This is a genomic window from Chitinophagaceae bacterium (genome assembly GCA_016717285.1).
In the GTDB taxonomy this organism is placed as follows: Bacteria; Bacteroidota; Bacteroidia; order Chitinophagales; family UBA10324; genus JACCZZ01.
In genome coordinates this window covers 494989-510965 of the sequence record JADKFU010000004.1, presented here as the reverse complement: position 1 = coordinate 510965, position 15977 = coordinate 494989, and the positions used below count along the sequence as shown (strand labels likewise).

Genomic DNA, 15977 nt, shown 5'->3' with positions numbered 1-15977 from the left:
CAAAACAAAATGACACGGTTATTTAAACAATGCTTTCATTATTTGCAGAATGAATTGCGGAAATACAGCTTTTTTATGCAGTGTAAAGTAACATTTCTCTAACGGTATATTAAATGGAGGTACAGGGACAATTGGCGGATGAAAGGTGACCTCCGAAAATCATTTGGCCCGCCTATAAAAACAAAATCCGTCACATTTATATAGTGCCGGATTTTCAGATTGCTTATTCAATGTCAACGGCAACTGATAAGTCCGTCGTCATTCTTCTCCACCACCATCACGGTGATACGATGCACGCCATTCATATCAACAGTCTTCAGCCGGTAATAGACAACCATGCCCGGTTGTAACAGCGTTTCCGAATCAGTCACCTGATAATGTGAACCTACAGTGTATCTGTTTTTAGCAGGAACCATGGCAATCATCATGAAATCATCGCCGTCAAATGAACGCTCCAGGATGAAGCAGTGAATGTTTTTTTCCCGCTCGGTATCCCATTCGATGGTTACTTCATCATCATGAATGGTGGATTGTATTTTTGCAATTACTTCATTGGTAATCGCAGTTTTGTTTCCTTGTGCTGCAGCTGGCAGATACAGTATCAAGCTGATCAGCAAAAGAAAAAAGCAGAATTGAGTTTTCATATCAATAGTTTTTGGTGTTCAATTATCTGCACAAAAGTAGACTGGAGAACAGGTGCTTACAAGTCCACTAATGGGGGACAGCACCGACGGCGGAAATGAATTTTATTATTTCCCTATACAGAAGCGGACTAACAAAACGTGATTAAGTCAGCGCACCGGTTATTCAGCTTTTGGCCAACCTGAATTTTGTTAAAGAAACTGCATCTTAACAGGTTGAAAGCTGAGTGGAAGGAATTTTATCACAAAACCTGATTTGAAAAACTAATCTTCCATTTCACACAAAACTTCCTGTGGAAACCAAAACCTCAGTTTTTGGATGGGTGCTGTCAGTGGAGGATGTTTTATTCATTTTGTATTTTAATAATAACGTTGCCCGTTTTTTGCCCTGACTCAACATATTTGTAGGCCTCCACAATTTCTTCCAATTTATACTGCCGGTCAATAACGGGTCTAAACATTCTTTTTTCAACTAATTCTTTCAGATAAATCACATCCTCCTTATTAATGGTGGGTAGAGGAAATAATACTTTTTTCCGACCCCAAACAGGTGTCGTCAGTGCCAAAAAAACATTCTCTGCGTTCTTGCCGAATTCGGTCGAAATATATATTCCTTTCTTTTTGAGTAATGACTTGCATTTTCCGAATGAACTTTTACCTACGGCGTCAAAAATAAAATCGAATCGCTTTTCTGTTTTTGAAAAGTCTTCTGTTTGATAATCAATTATGATATCTGCACCGAGAGACTTTATCAATTCAATATTCTTTGTATTGCAAATGGCGGTAACATGTGCTCCAAGAACTTTTAATAATTGAACAGCAGCAGATCCAATTGCCCCTGTCGCCCCATACACCATTACGTTTTGTCCGCTTGTTACTTTGGCTGCTCTTAGATCACATAGTGCATAATGAGCACCTTCTGTTATTGCCGCGGCTTCCTCAAAATTTAGATTATCTGGTATTAATGTAAAGGCATCCGTTTCAGCAATGGTAAGATATTCTCCATGACCTCCGCAAGTTTTGTCATTGAATCCAAAAACTTTGTCACCTCTTTTGAAGGTGGTAACACTTTTCCCGGTTTCTTCAATGATACCTGAAAATTCGCAACCCAGAATAGGATGGTTGGGCTTGATAAGTCCGGTCCAAAACCGGGAAATAAAATACTCCGCACTGCGAAAACCGGCGTCTGTTCTATTAACCGTAGAAGCATATACTTTAACTAATACTTCATGGTCTTTGGGCAATGGTTTGTCAACCTCCATTAAATGAGCCACCTCAGGTGGACCATATTTATTACAAACTACTGCTTTCATTATATTATTATTTCTAAAATCATTCTCGTCTTTGATGCATTATCCGCTAACTATGCTATAAATCCTGACACATAACCGGTGCTCAGCAGAATATTAATTCTTTGCAGATGCCACCTTTGCAGACAATTTTTTCTTTGAAAACAGCAGCTAATAAAAGTTTGATGTGCACATCAACTTCTTCGTCACATTCTTTCAATTAATCATTCACTTACTTCAACTCAATGAGCACCTGGTTTTTCTCCACGGCATCCTTTGCTTTTACCTTAATGTTTTTCACGATTCCGGTGCCCGGAGACTTGATAACGTTTTCCATTTTCATGGCTTCCAGTATCAGCACAGAATCGCCGGCATTAATCTCTTGTCCTTCCGTCACGATCACTTTCAGCACCAATCCCGGCATGGGAGCTTTGATCGCATTTATTTTGTGCACGGCAGCTTCTTCCATTCCCAATTGCTTTAACAAAGCATCAAACCGGTCTTTCACCTGCACCTGGTAAACGGTACCATTTACCCGTATGGAAAACGTTTTTTTTTCTTTCACAAACTGCAATACTTCGCAGGTGTAAGAACGATTATCCTTTACAATGTGAAACCGGTGGTTACCGATGGAAATCTTATCCCACGTGCCTTGCCGGCCATTGATGGTGAAGTCGTTTCCGGATAACTCTATTTCCCGTTCCTGATCAGTATTAACTGTTACTTTGAACATGATTAATTTATTTACGCTGTTTGCTTTCACAAAGCAAATGATAAAATTGATAATTGCGAATGATGAATTAACCGGACAACAAAAAGTACTTTACAAATTGAGTCCGGCTTAAATAATAAACCATTCGACAATGGTTCAAACGGAAAAATATTCGCTGTCATGGTTTAATTATATTTTTGTTTGAACAGGAAGTGGCAGCCTGCCATCCAAAAATTTTTCAAGATGAGAAAGCTTTTTATATGTTGTTGTCTGTTTGCTGTATTATCGGTGAGCTGTTCTATGAAGCACAAGCTTGCTGGTTCCGGACAATTGGAAATGGAGTCAACAGCCATGGATGATCCATATGCACTACCGTCATCCGATTCTTTGTCGTATGAATTCGGAGATGATGCCATTGTGGTAACACCGCGGATTTACCGTGCATCTTATACCATCATCAACGATCTTGTGCACACTAAGCTGGAGGTTAGTTTTGACTGGAGTAAAACCTATCTCTACGGCAAAGCTTGGATTACACTTGCGCCTCATTTCTATCCAACAGATTCGCTGCGGCTGGATGCGAAAGGGTTTGATATTCACAAGGTGGAGTTGTCGCGGAAGTCCGGCAACGTAGCGCTGAAATATTCTTATGATTCTTCTACCATTAACATTCAGCTCGACAAAACATACATTGCCGGCGAACAGTACACTGTTTTCATTGATTACACTTCAAAGCCAAATGATCTGAAATTAAAAGGGTCAGCAGCTATCAATGAAGCAAAGGGATTGTATTTCATCAATCCGGATGGAAAAGATCCTGATAAGCCACGGCAGGTATGGACACAAGGCGAAACCGAAAGCAACTCCTGCTGGTTTCCAACCATTGACAAGCCCAATATGAAAATGACCACTGAAATTTCGATGACGGTTGAAAAGGGCTTCGTAACGCTTTCGAATGGATTAATGACTTCCTCAAAAGACAATGGTAACGGAACACATACTGATACCTGGAAGCTCGATCTTCCCTATGCACCTTATCTCGTAATGATGACAGCCGGCCCGTTTGCAATTGTGAAGGATCACTGGAAAAATATGGAAGTGAATTATTATGTAGACAAAAAATATGAGTCGTATGCAAAGGCGATTTTCGGCAATACACCGGAGATGATTGATTTTTTTTCAACGAAGCTCGGTGTTCCCTTTGCATGGCCCAAATATTCACAGGTGGTCGTGCATGATTATGTTTCCGGAGCTATGGAAAATGTAAGTGCATCCTTATTCTATGAAAGACTGCATCAGACGGCAAGGGAAATGATTGATGGAAAAAGAGAGGATATTATTTCGCATGAATTATTTCATCAATGGTTTGGCGACCTGGTAACTTGTGAATCATGGTCGAATATCACAGTGAATGAATCATTTGCTGACTATGGTGAATATTTATGGTATGAGTATAAGTATGGAAGAGATGTTGCAGACAGCCATTTGGATGATGACCTCCAACAATACATTTATATGTCGCGATCGGGAACTGAACCACTGGTAAGGTTTGATTACAGCGATAAGGAAGATGTTTTTGATGCGATCAGCTACCAGAAGGGCGGAAGAATATTGCACATGTTACGGAACTATGTAGGTGATGCTGCTTTCTTCCTGTCTTTAAATAAATACCTGACTGATCATCGTTTTGGAGCTGCTGAAGCGCATGACTTGCGGCTTGCTTTTGAGTCAGTCACCGGACAGGATTTAAACTGGTTTTTCAACCAATGGTACTTTTCAAAAGGTCATCCTGATCTTAACATTAGTTACGATTACGATAGCGATGAAAAAATGGAAATTGTTTCTATTCATCAGCTTCAGGATACGCAAGATGGAACGCCGGTATTCAGACTGCCGGTTAAAATCGATGTGTATGAAGCGGGAAAAGTAACTCGCTATTCAAAAGTAATTACAGATGCATTCCAGGAGTTTAGCTTCCCGTGTTCAGTACCACCTGATCTTGTGAATGTGGATGCTGATAAAATTTTAGTCTGTGAGAAAACGGATAACAAATCAGATTCCGCATTTGCTTTTCAATTGAAGCACGCTCCCTTGTATATGGATAGGTTTGAAGCGTTGAACTTCTTTGCGAAGAACAGTTCCAGCCCGCTTTATGAGCAAGCGATGCTGCAGGGTATGAACGATAAGTTTGCTGATATCAGAAGACTGGCGGTAGAGAGCATTCGCACAGGTGCTGAAGAAGAAAATGGTGTTGCTTTTATGAACCGAATCAAAGAGTTGGCGATGAAAGATTCGAGTTCGTATGTTCGTGCCGCTGCTATGGAGAACATGGCGGCCTGGGGCGATCCTTCTGTAGTTTCCATTCTCGAAAACGGACTGCACGATAGTTCTTACCTGGTTATTTCTACCGCTTTAAAAGCTATGGTGGAAGTGGATTCGGTGAAAGCATATGCGGCAGCAAGCGTGCTTGAAAATGATTCTTCTGAAGATGTAAGAGACGGACTGGAAACAGTTTATGCCCGCATGGCCGGTCCGGAAAAAAATGCTTTTTTTATTTCGCAGTTGACAGGTAATTCAGTTTCTTATTATACCACGGTAAATTACGGACAGTATCTTTCAAGATGGGCGGATAATGTTGAAGTAATACAGGAAGCCTTACCATTGTTGTATACTATTTCAGAAAAAAATGCAAAATGGTATGTTCGCCTTGCCGCCACTAACGCGCTGGAAAATGTATATTCAGCCATGGACGCCAATAAGGAAACATATACCAATGCATTGATGCAGGAAGAAATAAACACCGGTGAAAAACAAAAGCTGATGGAGAAGCTTGACTGGACCAATCACCAGATGACGGAAATTGAAGATAAAGTGGGTGCTATTAAAGCTGCTGAGACGAATGAACATTTGAAGATGATTTATGGAAGATGACGTATTAAGCTGTTCAATTGTTTCACTGTTCAATTGTTACATTGCTGGTGCTGCTTCCAACCATTGAGCCATTTAACCAGTTAACCCTTTTCTACCTTCATGTCTATCATTAAACCCATCAACGGCATTGCGCCTCAATTCGGAAAAAACTGTTTCCTCGCCGATAATGCTGTAGTAGCAGGCGATGTGATTATGGGCGATGATTGCACGGTCTGGTTCAATGCTGTTATACGTGGTGATGTGCATTACATACGGATTGGAAACAGGGTGAATATCCAGGATGGAGCAGTGATCCATTGCACTTATAAAAAAGCATTTACTACCATTGGTAACAATGTTTCAATTGGTCATTGTGCCATCGTTCATGGATGCACACTCGAAGATAATGTGGTGGTGGGCATGGGCGCCATTGTGATGGATCATGCTGTGGTAGAAAAAAATTCGCTCATTGCAGCAGGTTCAGTAGTACTTGAAAACACACGTGTGGAATCAGGAAGCATTTACGCAGGTGTGCCCGCAAAAAAAGTGAAAGAACTTTCACCGGAACATTTTGAACAGATTAATATGCGTATTGCGAATAATTACGTGATGTATGCTGAATGGTATAAATGATCACTTTTTTATAAGGCTTGTGAAGCAATCGGCCCCCGGCTTCCCCCCCCCTCCCCCCCCCCCCCCCCCCCCCCCCGCCGCCCCTTCCCCCCCCCCCCCCCCCCCCCGGGGCCCCCCCCCCTTTCCCCTCGCCGGGGGGGCCGGGGGCGGGGCGGCTTGCCCCGGCCGGCGGGGTTTTGCCCGGAGGCGTGCAATTTTCCTCCTTATTTTTAACATAACTGTCACGTAACTATGAATATGAATTTTGAAAACAGCCTGCCTTTTGCTCTGCAGATGGATGCAGTTGATTCGCTTCGCAAATTCCGTGATCAGTTTCATATTCCCGAAAGCAACGGGAAGCAAGTGATTTATTTAGCAGGCAATTCATTGGGATTGCTGCCTAAAAAAGCACGCGAATATGCGGAACAGGAATTTCTGGACTGGCAGCATCATGGTGTGGAAGCACACTTCGATGCAAAAAATCCATGGCTGTACTATCATCACTTTTGCGGGGAAGCTTTGGCAAGAATTGTAGGAGCCAATAAGGAGGAAGTAGTTGCCATGGGCTCACTTACGGCCAACCTGCATTTATTGATGGTATCATTTTATCGCCCGACGAAACCACGATATAAGATCATGATGGAAGCGAATGCTTTTCCTTCTGATCAGTATGCGATGGAAACACAAGTGCGTTATCATGGTCTTCATCCTGATGATGCAATTATTGAAATGAAACCACGTGAAGGAGAATTCACTTTGCGGACAGAAGATATTTTACAGGCAATCAAAGACAATGCAGATGAGCTTGCTACAATCATGTTGGGCGGTGTTAATTATCTCAGTGGTCAGTTGTTTGATATGAAAACAATTACTGAAGCCGGACACGCTGCAGGTGCGATCGTTGGATTTGACCTCGCACATGCCATTGGAAATGTTCCGGTGAAGCTGCACGACTGGCAGGTTGATTTTGCCTGCTGGTGCAGTTATAAATATATGAACAGTGGTCCTGGTGGAGTGGCCGGAATTTTTGTGCATGAAAAACATGGCAACGATCCGGAATTACCTCGCTTTGCAGGATGGTGGGGAAATGAGGAAGCCACACGTTTCAAAATGGAAAAGGGATTTCATCCGCAAAGAGGAGCTGCAGGCTGGCAGGTGAGCAATGCGCCTGTTTTTCCGATGGCCATTCATTGTGCATCGTTGGAATTGTATGATGAAGCCGGTATGGAAAGACTGCGAAGCAAAAGCATACAGCTAACGGCATATCTCGAATTTGTTATTGAAGACTTCAATAAAAATCATCCTTCAAAAACATTGCAGATCATTACACCAAAAGATGCAGCATGGCGCGGTTGTCAGTTATCATTGATTGCTTCCGCTAATGGAAAAGAGATTTTCAATCGGTTAACTGAAAGCGGAGTTATCACTGACTGGCGTGAACCGAATGTGATTCGTATGGCGCCGGTGCCGTTGTATAACTCTTTTGAGGATGTTTTCCGGGTAGGTGAAATCCTGACCACAATTTGAATCTTTCAGGAAGAGCATGATCTTTGAAATAAAGTTTCTTATATGTATTGAATCATGTAAGCAATGCTCTCCCTTCGACGATTTTTTTTTGTAATCGGGACACTCTTGTTCTTCTCAACTGAAATCACTTTTGGTCAAAGTAATTTGTTGAAACAGTGGGATTACCGGTTTGGAGGAACTCATCATGAAGAATTAACTTCATTCCAGCAAACTTTTGATAATGGGTAAGATTTCCTGAAAAATAAATTCTTGGTAGAAGAAAAAGTTTTTCTAAAATAGCTTTATTAATCTTAACCCATTAACACAATCCTTAAAATCTCCGTTTCTTTATACCATGTCAAAACAAATAACCATCCTCGGCGCCGGGCTCGTCGGTTCACTGTTAGCAGTATTACTCGCAAAGCGCGACCACACCGTTACTATTTATGAACGCCGTGCTGATATGCGCAAAGAAAAAATACAGGCAGGCCGATCTATCAATCTCGCGTTGAGCGATCGTGGCTGGAAGGCGCTGAGAGCCGCCGGACTTGAAGAGGAAATCCGAAAAATTGCGATTCCGATGCACAGCAGGATGATACATGCTGTAGACGGCACGCAAAACGAACAGCCGTATGGAAAAGAAGGGCAGGCTATTTATTCGGTTTCCCGCGGAGCGCTGAATATGGCATTGATGGATCTCGCTGAAAAGCAAACCGGAGTCAACATTCATTTCAATCAGCGTGCAGACACCATCGATCTTGAAAAACCGGAAGTAAAATTTGATGCGCATAGCGTTATACCCTATGCGGAAAGCAACCTTATTTTTGGCGCCGATGGTGCGTATTCTTCTTTGCGGCATACCATGCAGTTTCTCGATCGTTTCAATCTTTCGCAATCCTATATTGAACATGGTTACAAAGAGTTGACCATTCCCGCGGCAAAAGATGGTTCGCACCTGTTGTATAAAAATGCGCTGCATATCTGGCCGCGCAAAAATTTTATGCTGATTGCATTGCCGAATCTTGACGGTAGCTTCACCTGTACATTATTCTTTCAGTTTGATGGGCCGGTTTCTTTTTCCGAAATCAAAACAGAACAGGACACGGAGAATTTTTTCCGGGAATATTTTGCAGATGTAATTCCACTGATGCCCACTTACAAAGAGGATTTTAAAAATAATCCGACTTCTTCCATAGTTACCGTTCGCTGTTTCCCCTGGACGTATCAGGATAAGGCCTGCCTTATCGGAGATGCTGCCCACGCAATCGTTCCTTTTTTCGGACAAGGCATGAATTGCGGTTTTGAAGATTGTACCATTCTGAACGGCTTAATGGAAAAGTATTCGGATGACTGGACTAAGATTTTTCCGGCTTTTGAACAATCTAGAAAACCCAATGCCGATGCAATCGCTGAACTGGCGCTGAACAATTTTATCGAAATGCGTGACCTGGTAGCTGATCCTCATTTTTTGCACAAGAAAAAAATGGAGAAGCTGATTGCTTCCGCGTATCCCGATCGTTTCATATCACCCTACCAAATGGTTTCTTTTTCCAATATTCCATATGCGGAAGCCTTGCGAAATGGAAAAGCCATTAATGAAGTGACTGAAAAAATGACGATGATTGAAAACGTGGAAGAAAAAATTCAAACCTCAGAAATTGTTCAGCTCATTCACCCCATCTTATTTGGATGAAGACGAACAATAAAATCTTTAAATGCAGAAAAAAGTGGTGTCAATTTTCGGAGGGCGAACCAATCACATTATCTGTTGGCTGTTCGAGGTCTCTTAATTTCGGTAGGTCATTTACCGAATTGATACCAAAATAATTCATGAAGAAAGTGCTGACGCCATATAATAACGGCTTGCCGACTTCTTCACTTCTGCCCACAATGGCAATCAGTTCTTTCTCCAGTAATTTTTGAATCGTATAATCGCAGTTAACACCACGGATGCGCTCAATATCAGGCTTCGATATAGGTTGCCTATAAGCAATAATGGCAAGCGTTTCCAATGAGTTAGTAGAAAGCCGCTTATTCAACTTGCTCTTTAAAAACTCGCTTACAGTTGGCTGATAAGCGGGCTTGGTCAGAAACTGATAACCTCCGGCAATGGGTACCAACTCAAATGCAAATTCTCCATCGTGGTATTTCTGAACCAATGCTTCCACATGAGATTCAATTTCTTCCCTGTTCAATTCCAATCCGACTAAACGAATCAGGCATTCCTGTAAATCTTTAATGGAGATGGGTTGCTCTGCAACAAATATTAATGCTTCAATATGTGACTGTATTCCTTCCAAGGTTGATGCTGTTTCGCGCAAATATATGAGTTTAACACCGGTTACAAGAGGCGGCAAAATATTGTTTTCCACGTGGCAAGTCAGAAATAATGCGCTCGATCTGCAAGAAACTTCCATAAAATAATAAGCACTGTAAACCGTCCATCAATCCATTGAACAAGGAATGGTATCTTTGTGTTTACTAAACCAAACTTTTAACCAACTATGCAAATGCTCTTTTTCATTGTCATGATCGGTTTGCTGCTTGTCGGCTTTCTTGTTCAGGCACGATTGCGTTCTAAGATGTCGGAATACAGTAAATACCCTACGCCTAACGGTTGGAGTGGTGCAGACGTAGCTGAGAAAATGCTTCGCGATAATGGCATTTACGATGTTAAAATTACTTCTGTACCCGGGCACCTCACCGACCATTATAATCCTATGGATAAAACCGTGAACCTCAGCCCTGAGGTATTTGAGGGAAGAAGTGTGATGGCTGCCATGATTGCCGCGCATGAATGCGGGCATGCTGTTCAACATGCAACTGCTTATACATGGCTGAACTTACGCTCAAAACTTGTTCCTGTTGTCAGCTTCTCATCGCAGTGGATGCAATGGATTTTACTCGCAGGTATTTTAACCTTGCGTGTATTTCCGCAACTCTTACTCGTAGGCATTGTTTTATTTGCAATGACAACCCTGTTCAGTTTCATCACTTTGCCTGTGGAATTTGATGCCAGCCGTCGTGGTTTGGCCTGGATCAACAAAAGCGGATTTATGGCCGGCGCCGATAGTGAAAAAGCAAAGGATGGTTTGTGGTGGGCAGCAATGACCTATGTGGTGGCTGCGCTTTCCTCACTTGCCACACTGGTGTATTACATCATGATTTTTATGGGTGGGAGAAGAAATTAATTCCCTTTTTCTAACCTAAAAAACCCTGCTGCGAATCAATCACAGCAGGGTTTTTTTTGAAAAACATTTGAAATAAATAGCTTGTGGCAACGCTTTTCTGCTAAGGTGTACGACAAATTTACCATGCAATCACAGAAGAAATTACCGTTCAAATGATTATCAATGAATGAACTTAACCGTGGACCACGGTGTCAAGGTTTGTCCAGCTAATGTGCGCTGAAGCATAGCTTCCTATCAAATTACTTACATTTGACTGCGGGAAAAAAACTATAGTGAAAGAAAACAGATTGCTCAAATTCAGGCTGCCCTTTTTCAGTTTATTGATGGCAGTTTATATGCTGGCATTAGCTTTCATACCGTGTGCGGATTTCCATGACACGCCAACTGCCGTTTCAACAATAATAACTGCAACCAATCAAAGCCCTCATGCAGGAACAGATGCTTGTTCCCCTGTTTGTACCTGTTCCTGCTGTTCCTCTTATGCAGCAGTTGCTTCACTTTATCACGGTTCTCTCCCGTGTTATCATGCAATTGAAAATTTCACTTTCCCACATCAGCCATTTATCCGTGGATATGATGATATACATTGGCAACCGCCACGCATTTAAATTATGTAAAATCGCATAGGAGTTCTCAGATCAGCGAAGTGCCATTGATTCAGTTGTCCATGTATAAAATTGAATACAATAAACTTACAGGATAGAAACCGCCGCTGCATTCCTCATTTCAACCATTCCCCTTCTTCATTCAAATAATCAATGTATGATTCATCGCATCGTCACCTTTAGTGTGAAAAACAAACTCATTACCGGCGCTTTGCTCCTGGTATTTACCGCTTGGGGAATTTATTCAACCACGCAACTTTCCATTGATGCATTGCCCGATGTTACGAACAACCAGGTGCTGGTAAATACCTTCAGCCCCAACCTCGCAACGCAGGAGGTAGAGCAGTTCATTACCTATCCGCTCGAACTTGCTTTTAAAAATATTCCTGATGTAGCAGAGTTGCGGAGCATTTCGCGCAGCGGGCTTTCCATCATCACCATCGTATTTAAGGACAATGTGCCCGTATATCTTGCCCGGCAACTGGTAAGTGAAAAAATAAAATTGGCGGAAAGCAATATTCCTTCCGGCTATGGAACACCTGAAATTTCCCCTCCCACCACCGGATTAGGTGAAATATATCAATACACACTAACCTTGCGGTCTGGATTTGAAAATAAATTTACTGCCATGGATTTACGCACCGTGCAGGATTGGATTGTAAAAAGACAATTACTGGGAGTGCCCGGTGTGGTGGACGTAAGCAGCTTTGGTGGTTACTTAAAACAGTATGAAGTTGCAGTTGATCCGAAGAAACTGCTGAGCATGAATATCTCACTCATCGAAGTATTTGATGCGCTGCAAAACAACAATGAAAATACCGGTGGCAGTTATATTGATAAGGGTCCGAATATCTATTTCATCCGTGGCGAAGGACTTCTTCAATCTCTTGATGATATAAGGAGTGTTGTTGTTAAAAATGTAAACGGAATGCCTGTTCATATCCGCGATCTCGCTACAGTTAATTTTGGATATGCTCCCCGTTATGGTGCACTTACACGCAATGGTAAAGGAGAAACAGTTGGTGGTGTGGTGCTGATGATGAAAGGTGCGAATTCCGTTCAGGTTATTAAAGCAGTGAAAGAGCGAATGAGCCAGGTCGAAAAAAGTCTGCCCGAAGGTGTCGCCATTGATGTATTTGTAGATCGCACAAAGCTCATCAACAACACCATCCACACGGTGGAAGACAATTTACTCAAAGGTGCATTGATTGTGATTCTTGTATTGGTACTCTTACTTGGAAACTGGAGAGCCGGTATGATAGTGGCTTCTGTGATTCCTTTATCTATGCTGTTCGCCATTTCCATGATGAATGTTTTTGGTGTGAGCGCGAACCTGATGAGCATGGGCGCCCTGGACTTCGGATTGATAGTGGACGGCGCAGTGATTATTGTAGAAGGAATGATGTATGTGCTGCATCAGAAATTCAGGAATACGCAGATCACGCAACACCAGATGGACTATCATATAATAAAAAGCACTTCCGGCATCATGAACAGTGCAGTGTTCGGTCAGATCATTATCCTTATTGTGTATGTTCCCATTTTTGCACTGATTGGCATTGAAGGTAAGATGTTCCGTCCTATGGCACAGACAGTAAGCTTTGCTATTATCGGAGCTTTGCTGTTGTCGCTTACGTATGTGCCATTAATGTCTTCATTGTTTCTTTCAAAAAGAATAACCGCGAAAGAAAGCTGGTCAGACAAATTCATTCGCAGGTTACAAATCATCTATGCGCCTTTTTTACAAAAAATGTTGCAGTACCGTAAGTCAGTACTACTCGTTTCCTTGCTGCTGCTTACAGGTGCTTTCCTCGTATTTCAACAATTGGGCGGTGAATTTATTCCAGAGCTGGATGAAGGTGATTTTGCCACAAACGTAACCATCCGGCAAGGTTCTAATCTGCAACAATCCGTTTCCGTGAGCACGCAGCTTGAGAGTATACTGCTGAAAAATTTCCCTGAGGTTAATGAAGTAGTGAGCAAAATCGGAACATCGGAAGTGCCCACTGATCCAATGCCGGTTGAATCAGGAGACTTGATTATTGTGATGAAGGACAAAAAAGAATGGACTTCCACACGTGATCATGAATCGATGGTTGAAATGATGAATGAGAAGATGAGCGTGATTCCGGGTATGAATCTTTCCTTTGAACAACCCATTCAAATGCGGTTTAACGAATTGATTGCCGGCGTAAAGTCTGATATCGCGATTAAAATTTTTGGTGAGAACCTCGATCTGCTTTATAAGAAGGGAAATGAAGTGGCAGCGATCATCGGAAAAGTTCAGGGAACCTCAGATATAAAAGTCGAACAGATTGTTGGCATGCCACAATTAGTGGTGAAGTACAATCGCGATCGCATTGCTCAATACGGATTAAACATTGCGATGGTAAACAGGATACTCAATACAGCACTGGCCGGTGGAACAGCAGGTGTGATTTATGAAGGAGAAAAACGCTTCGATCTTGTAGTACGGCTTGCTGATTATCGTGACGCTGATGAAGAAAAGGTAAATAATATTTATGTGCCGCTGCCGGATGGTTCACAAATTCCTTTAGGACAACTCGCAACGGTTTCTTTTCAATCAGCACCGGCCGAAATTTCCCGTGACAACGGGGAACGAAGGATTGTGGTAGAAACCAATGTGCGCGGACGTGACATTCAATCAACAGCTATGGACATTCAAAAACAATTGTCGGATCAGTTAAAATTACCTGCAGGTTATTACCTCGATTACAGTGGCACTTTTAAAAATCTGCAAGAGGCAAAAGGAAGATTGATGATTGCGATTCCCGCAGCGCTCTTCCTGATTTTCTTCTTGTTGTTTATCACTTTTCGTTCGCTCACGGATGCGCTGATTATTTTTTCTGCTATTCCACTCGCAGCGATCGGCGGTGTGGCAGCTCTTTGGTTGTGCAACATGAATTTCAGCATCAGTGCTGGTATTGGATTTATTGCATTGTTTGGTGTGGCAGTATTAAACGGCATTGTGTTGATCAGTTATTTCAACCGCTTAAAACAGGAAGGAGAAATGGATATTACCATAAGAATTCTGAAAGGAACGGCTGCAAGACTTCGGCCTGTGCTGGCCACTGCGGCAGTTGCTTCACTTGGATTTCTGCCCATGGCTCTTAGCAACAGTACCGGAAGCGAAGTTCAAAAACCTTTGGCAACAGTGGTAATTGGCGGACTGATTTCTTCTACGCTGCTTACGTTAGTAGTGTTGCCGGTGTTGTACAGCTTGTTTCATAAAGAAGGCAAGAGGATGTTCCAACCTAAAAATCTCACGTTAGGGTTGATGATGCTGCTGACCCTTCTCTTTCCTTCGAAATTAAGTGCCCAGCAACTAACAACCGCTTCATCATTACTTCCGGAAAAATCAATCACACTGCAACAGGCCATTGAACTCGCGTTGCAACAACAGCCATCGATCAAAGGTGCGCAGTTGGTTGTGCAGCAGCAGGAAGTATTGCGAAAAACAAATTTTACACTCGACCCTTTGAATATCACGTATCAGGGCGGGCAAATCAACAGCAAGGTAAACGACTATAATGTTTCTGCTGCAACAGGCATTCAGTTTCCAACCGTGTATGCCCGCCAGTCTCAATTGCAAAATCAAAACATACAGTTTTCGCAACAGCAATTGAATGTAGCAGTGAGCGAGGTAAAAAAACAAGTGGCCGCTGTTTATTACCAGGTGTTGTATGGAAAAGAAAAAGTACGGTTGCTCTTGCGGCTCGACAGCGTTTACAGAAATTTTTCCGTGTATGCTGATAAGAAATATACTGTGGGTGAAAGCAATCAGTTGGAGAAAATATCCGCACAGGCGCAACTGAAACAAATTCAAATACAGTTGCAGCAGGCACAATCGGATGTAGTTGCCTTTCAAACCCTATTGCAACAATGGACGGGCAGTACTGAAATGCTTGTTCCTTCCGAAACTTCACTCGAAGCATTGCCTCCACCACTTTTAACTGACACTTTCCAACTCGCGTTAAACCCATTGTTACAAGTCCAACAGCAGCAATTAAATGTGCGTGTGGCACAGTGGAAACTGGAGAAAAGCAAGTGGGCTCCTGCATTGCAGGTTGGCGCATTTAATCAGAGTTTAGATAAAGCAGCTCCATTTTGGGGTTACAGTATCGGCACTTCCATTCCAATTTTTAAAACGGGCCAAAGCGGAAGAACACAGGCAGCACAATTGCAGTCGGAAATTGCTATGAATGATGTAGCACAAATGAAATGGTCGTTGAATACCGCGTATGTTAAAGCACTGCAGGAATATGAAAAATACAGCGCGAATCTTCAGTATTATCAAAACGAAGGCTTGAATCTTTCAGATCGTATTTATGCCGTAGCAGACAAAAGTTATCGCGAAGGAGCGATTGATTATGTAGAATATATTCAAAGCCTTCGACAGGTTTACCAGATGCAAAGTGAATACCTGCAAACGTTGAATGACTATAATCAGTCGGTGATTGATATCAACTATCTTCTTAACCATTAACAGA

General features: G+C 42.3%; 10 protein-coding genes. 6 read left to right on the top strand and 4 right to left on the bottom strand.

Going from position 1 to position 15977, the window contains the following annotated elements:
* Positions 1-233: 233 nt before the first annotated feature.
* The 3 genes from IPO83_07335 to IPO83_07325 all read right to left on the bottom strand — a co-directional run bounded on the left by IPO83_07335 (position 234) and on the right by IPO83_07325 (position 2663).
* A complete protein-coding gene (locus IPO83_07335; protein ID MBK9731085.1) occupies positions 234-644 on the bottom strand; it encodes a hypothetical protein in 411 nt (136 codons plus the stop codon).
* 341 nt (positions 645-985) lie between these two features.
* Positions 986-1954, bottom strand: a complete 969-nt coding sequence (locus tag IPO83_07330; GenBank protein ID MBK9731084.1) for an NAD(P)-dependent alcohol dehydrogenase — start codon at positions 1952-1954, stop codon at positions 986-988.
* 208 nt (positions 1955-2162) lie between these two features.
* A complete protein-coding gene (locus IPO83_07325; GenBank protein ID MBK9731083.1) occupies positions 2163-2663 on the bottom strand; it encodes an acetyl-CoA carboxylase biotin carboxyl carrier protein subunit in 501 nt (166 codons plus the stop codon).
* A gap of 222 nt (positions 2664-2885) precedes the next feature.
* On the opposite strand from IPO83_07325, the gene IPO83_07320 reads away from it, so the two are divergent.
* From IPO83_07320 to IPO83_07305, 4 genes are all read left to right on the top strand, one after another.
* Entirely contained in the window at positions 2886-5573 is a 2688-nt protein-coding gene (locus IPO83_07320) for a M1 family metallopeptidase (protein MBK9731082.1), read from the top strand.
* A gap of 99 nt (positions 5574-5672) precedes the next feature.
* The gene (locus IPO83_07315) at positions 5673-6185 is read left to right on the top strand and encodes a gamma carbonic anhydrase family protein (GenBank protein MBK9731081.1); all 513 of its coding nucleotides are present in this window, start codon (positions 5673-5675) and stop codon (positions 6183-6185) included.
* Between the two features lie 237 nt (positions 6186-6422).
* Positions 6423-7691, top strand: a complete 1269-nt coding sequence (kynU, locus tag IPO83_07310; GenBank protein MBK9731080.1) for a kynureninase — start codon at positions 6423-6425, stop codon at positions 7689-7691.
* Positions 7692-8025: 334 nt separating this feature from the next.
* Complete coding sequence (locus IPO83_07305; GenBank protein MBK9731079.1) at positions 8026-9363, top strand: FAD-dependent monooxygenase; 1338 nt, start codon at positions 8026-8028, stop codon at positions 9361-9363.
* 40 nt (positions 9364-9403) lie between these two features.
* Here the strand turns inward: IPO83_07305 and scpB are convergent, their stop codons facing one another.
* A complete protein-coding gene (scpB, locus tag IPO83_07300; GenBank protein ID MBK9731078.1) occupies positions 9404-9970 on the bottom strand; it encodes an SMC-Scp complex subunit ScpB in 567 nt (188 codons plus the stop codon).
* Between the two features lie 204 nt (positions 9971-10174).
* Here scpB and IPO83_07295 point away from each other — a divergent pair, with 204 nt between their 5' ends.
* The gene (locus IPO83_07295) at positions 10175-10861 is read left to right on the top strand and encodes a zinc metallopeptidase (GenBank protein ID MBK9731077.1); all 687 of its coding nucleotides are present in this window, start codon (positions 10175-10177) and stop codon (positions 10859-10861) included.
* Positions 10862-11623: 762 nt separating this feature from the next.
* The gene (locus tag IPO83_07290; protein MBK9731076.1) at positions 11624-15973 is read left to right on the top strand and encodes a CusA/CzcA family heavy metal efflux RND transporter; all 4350 of its coding nucleotides are present in this window, start codon (positions 11624-11626) and stop codon (positions 15971-15973) included.
* Positions 15974-15977 lie beyond the last annotated feature (4 nt).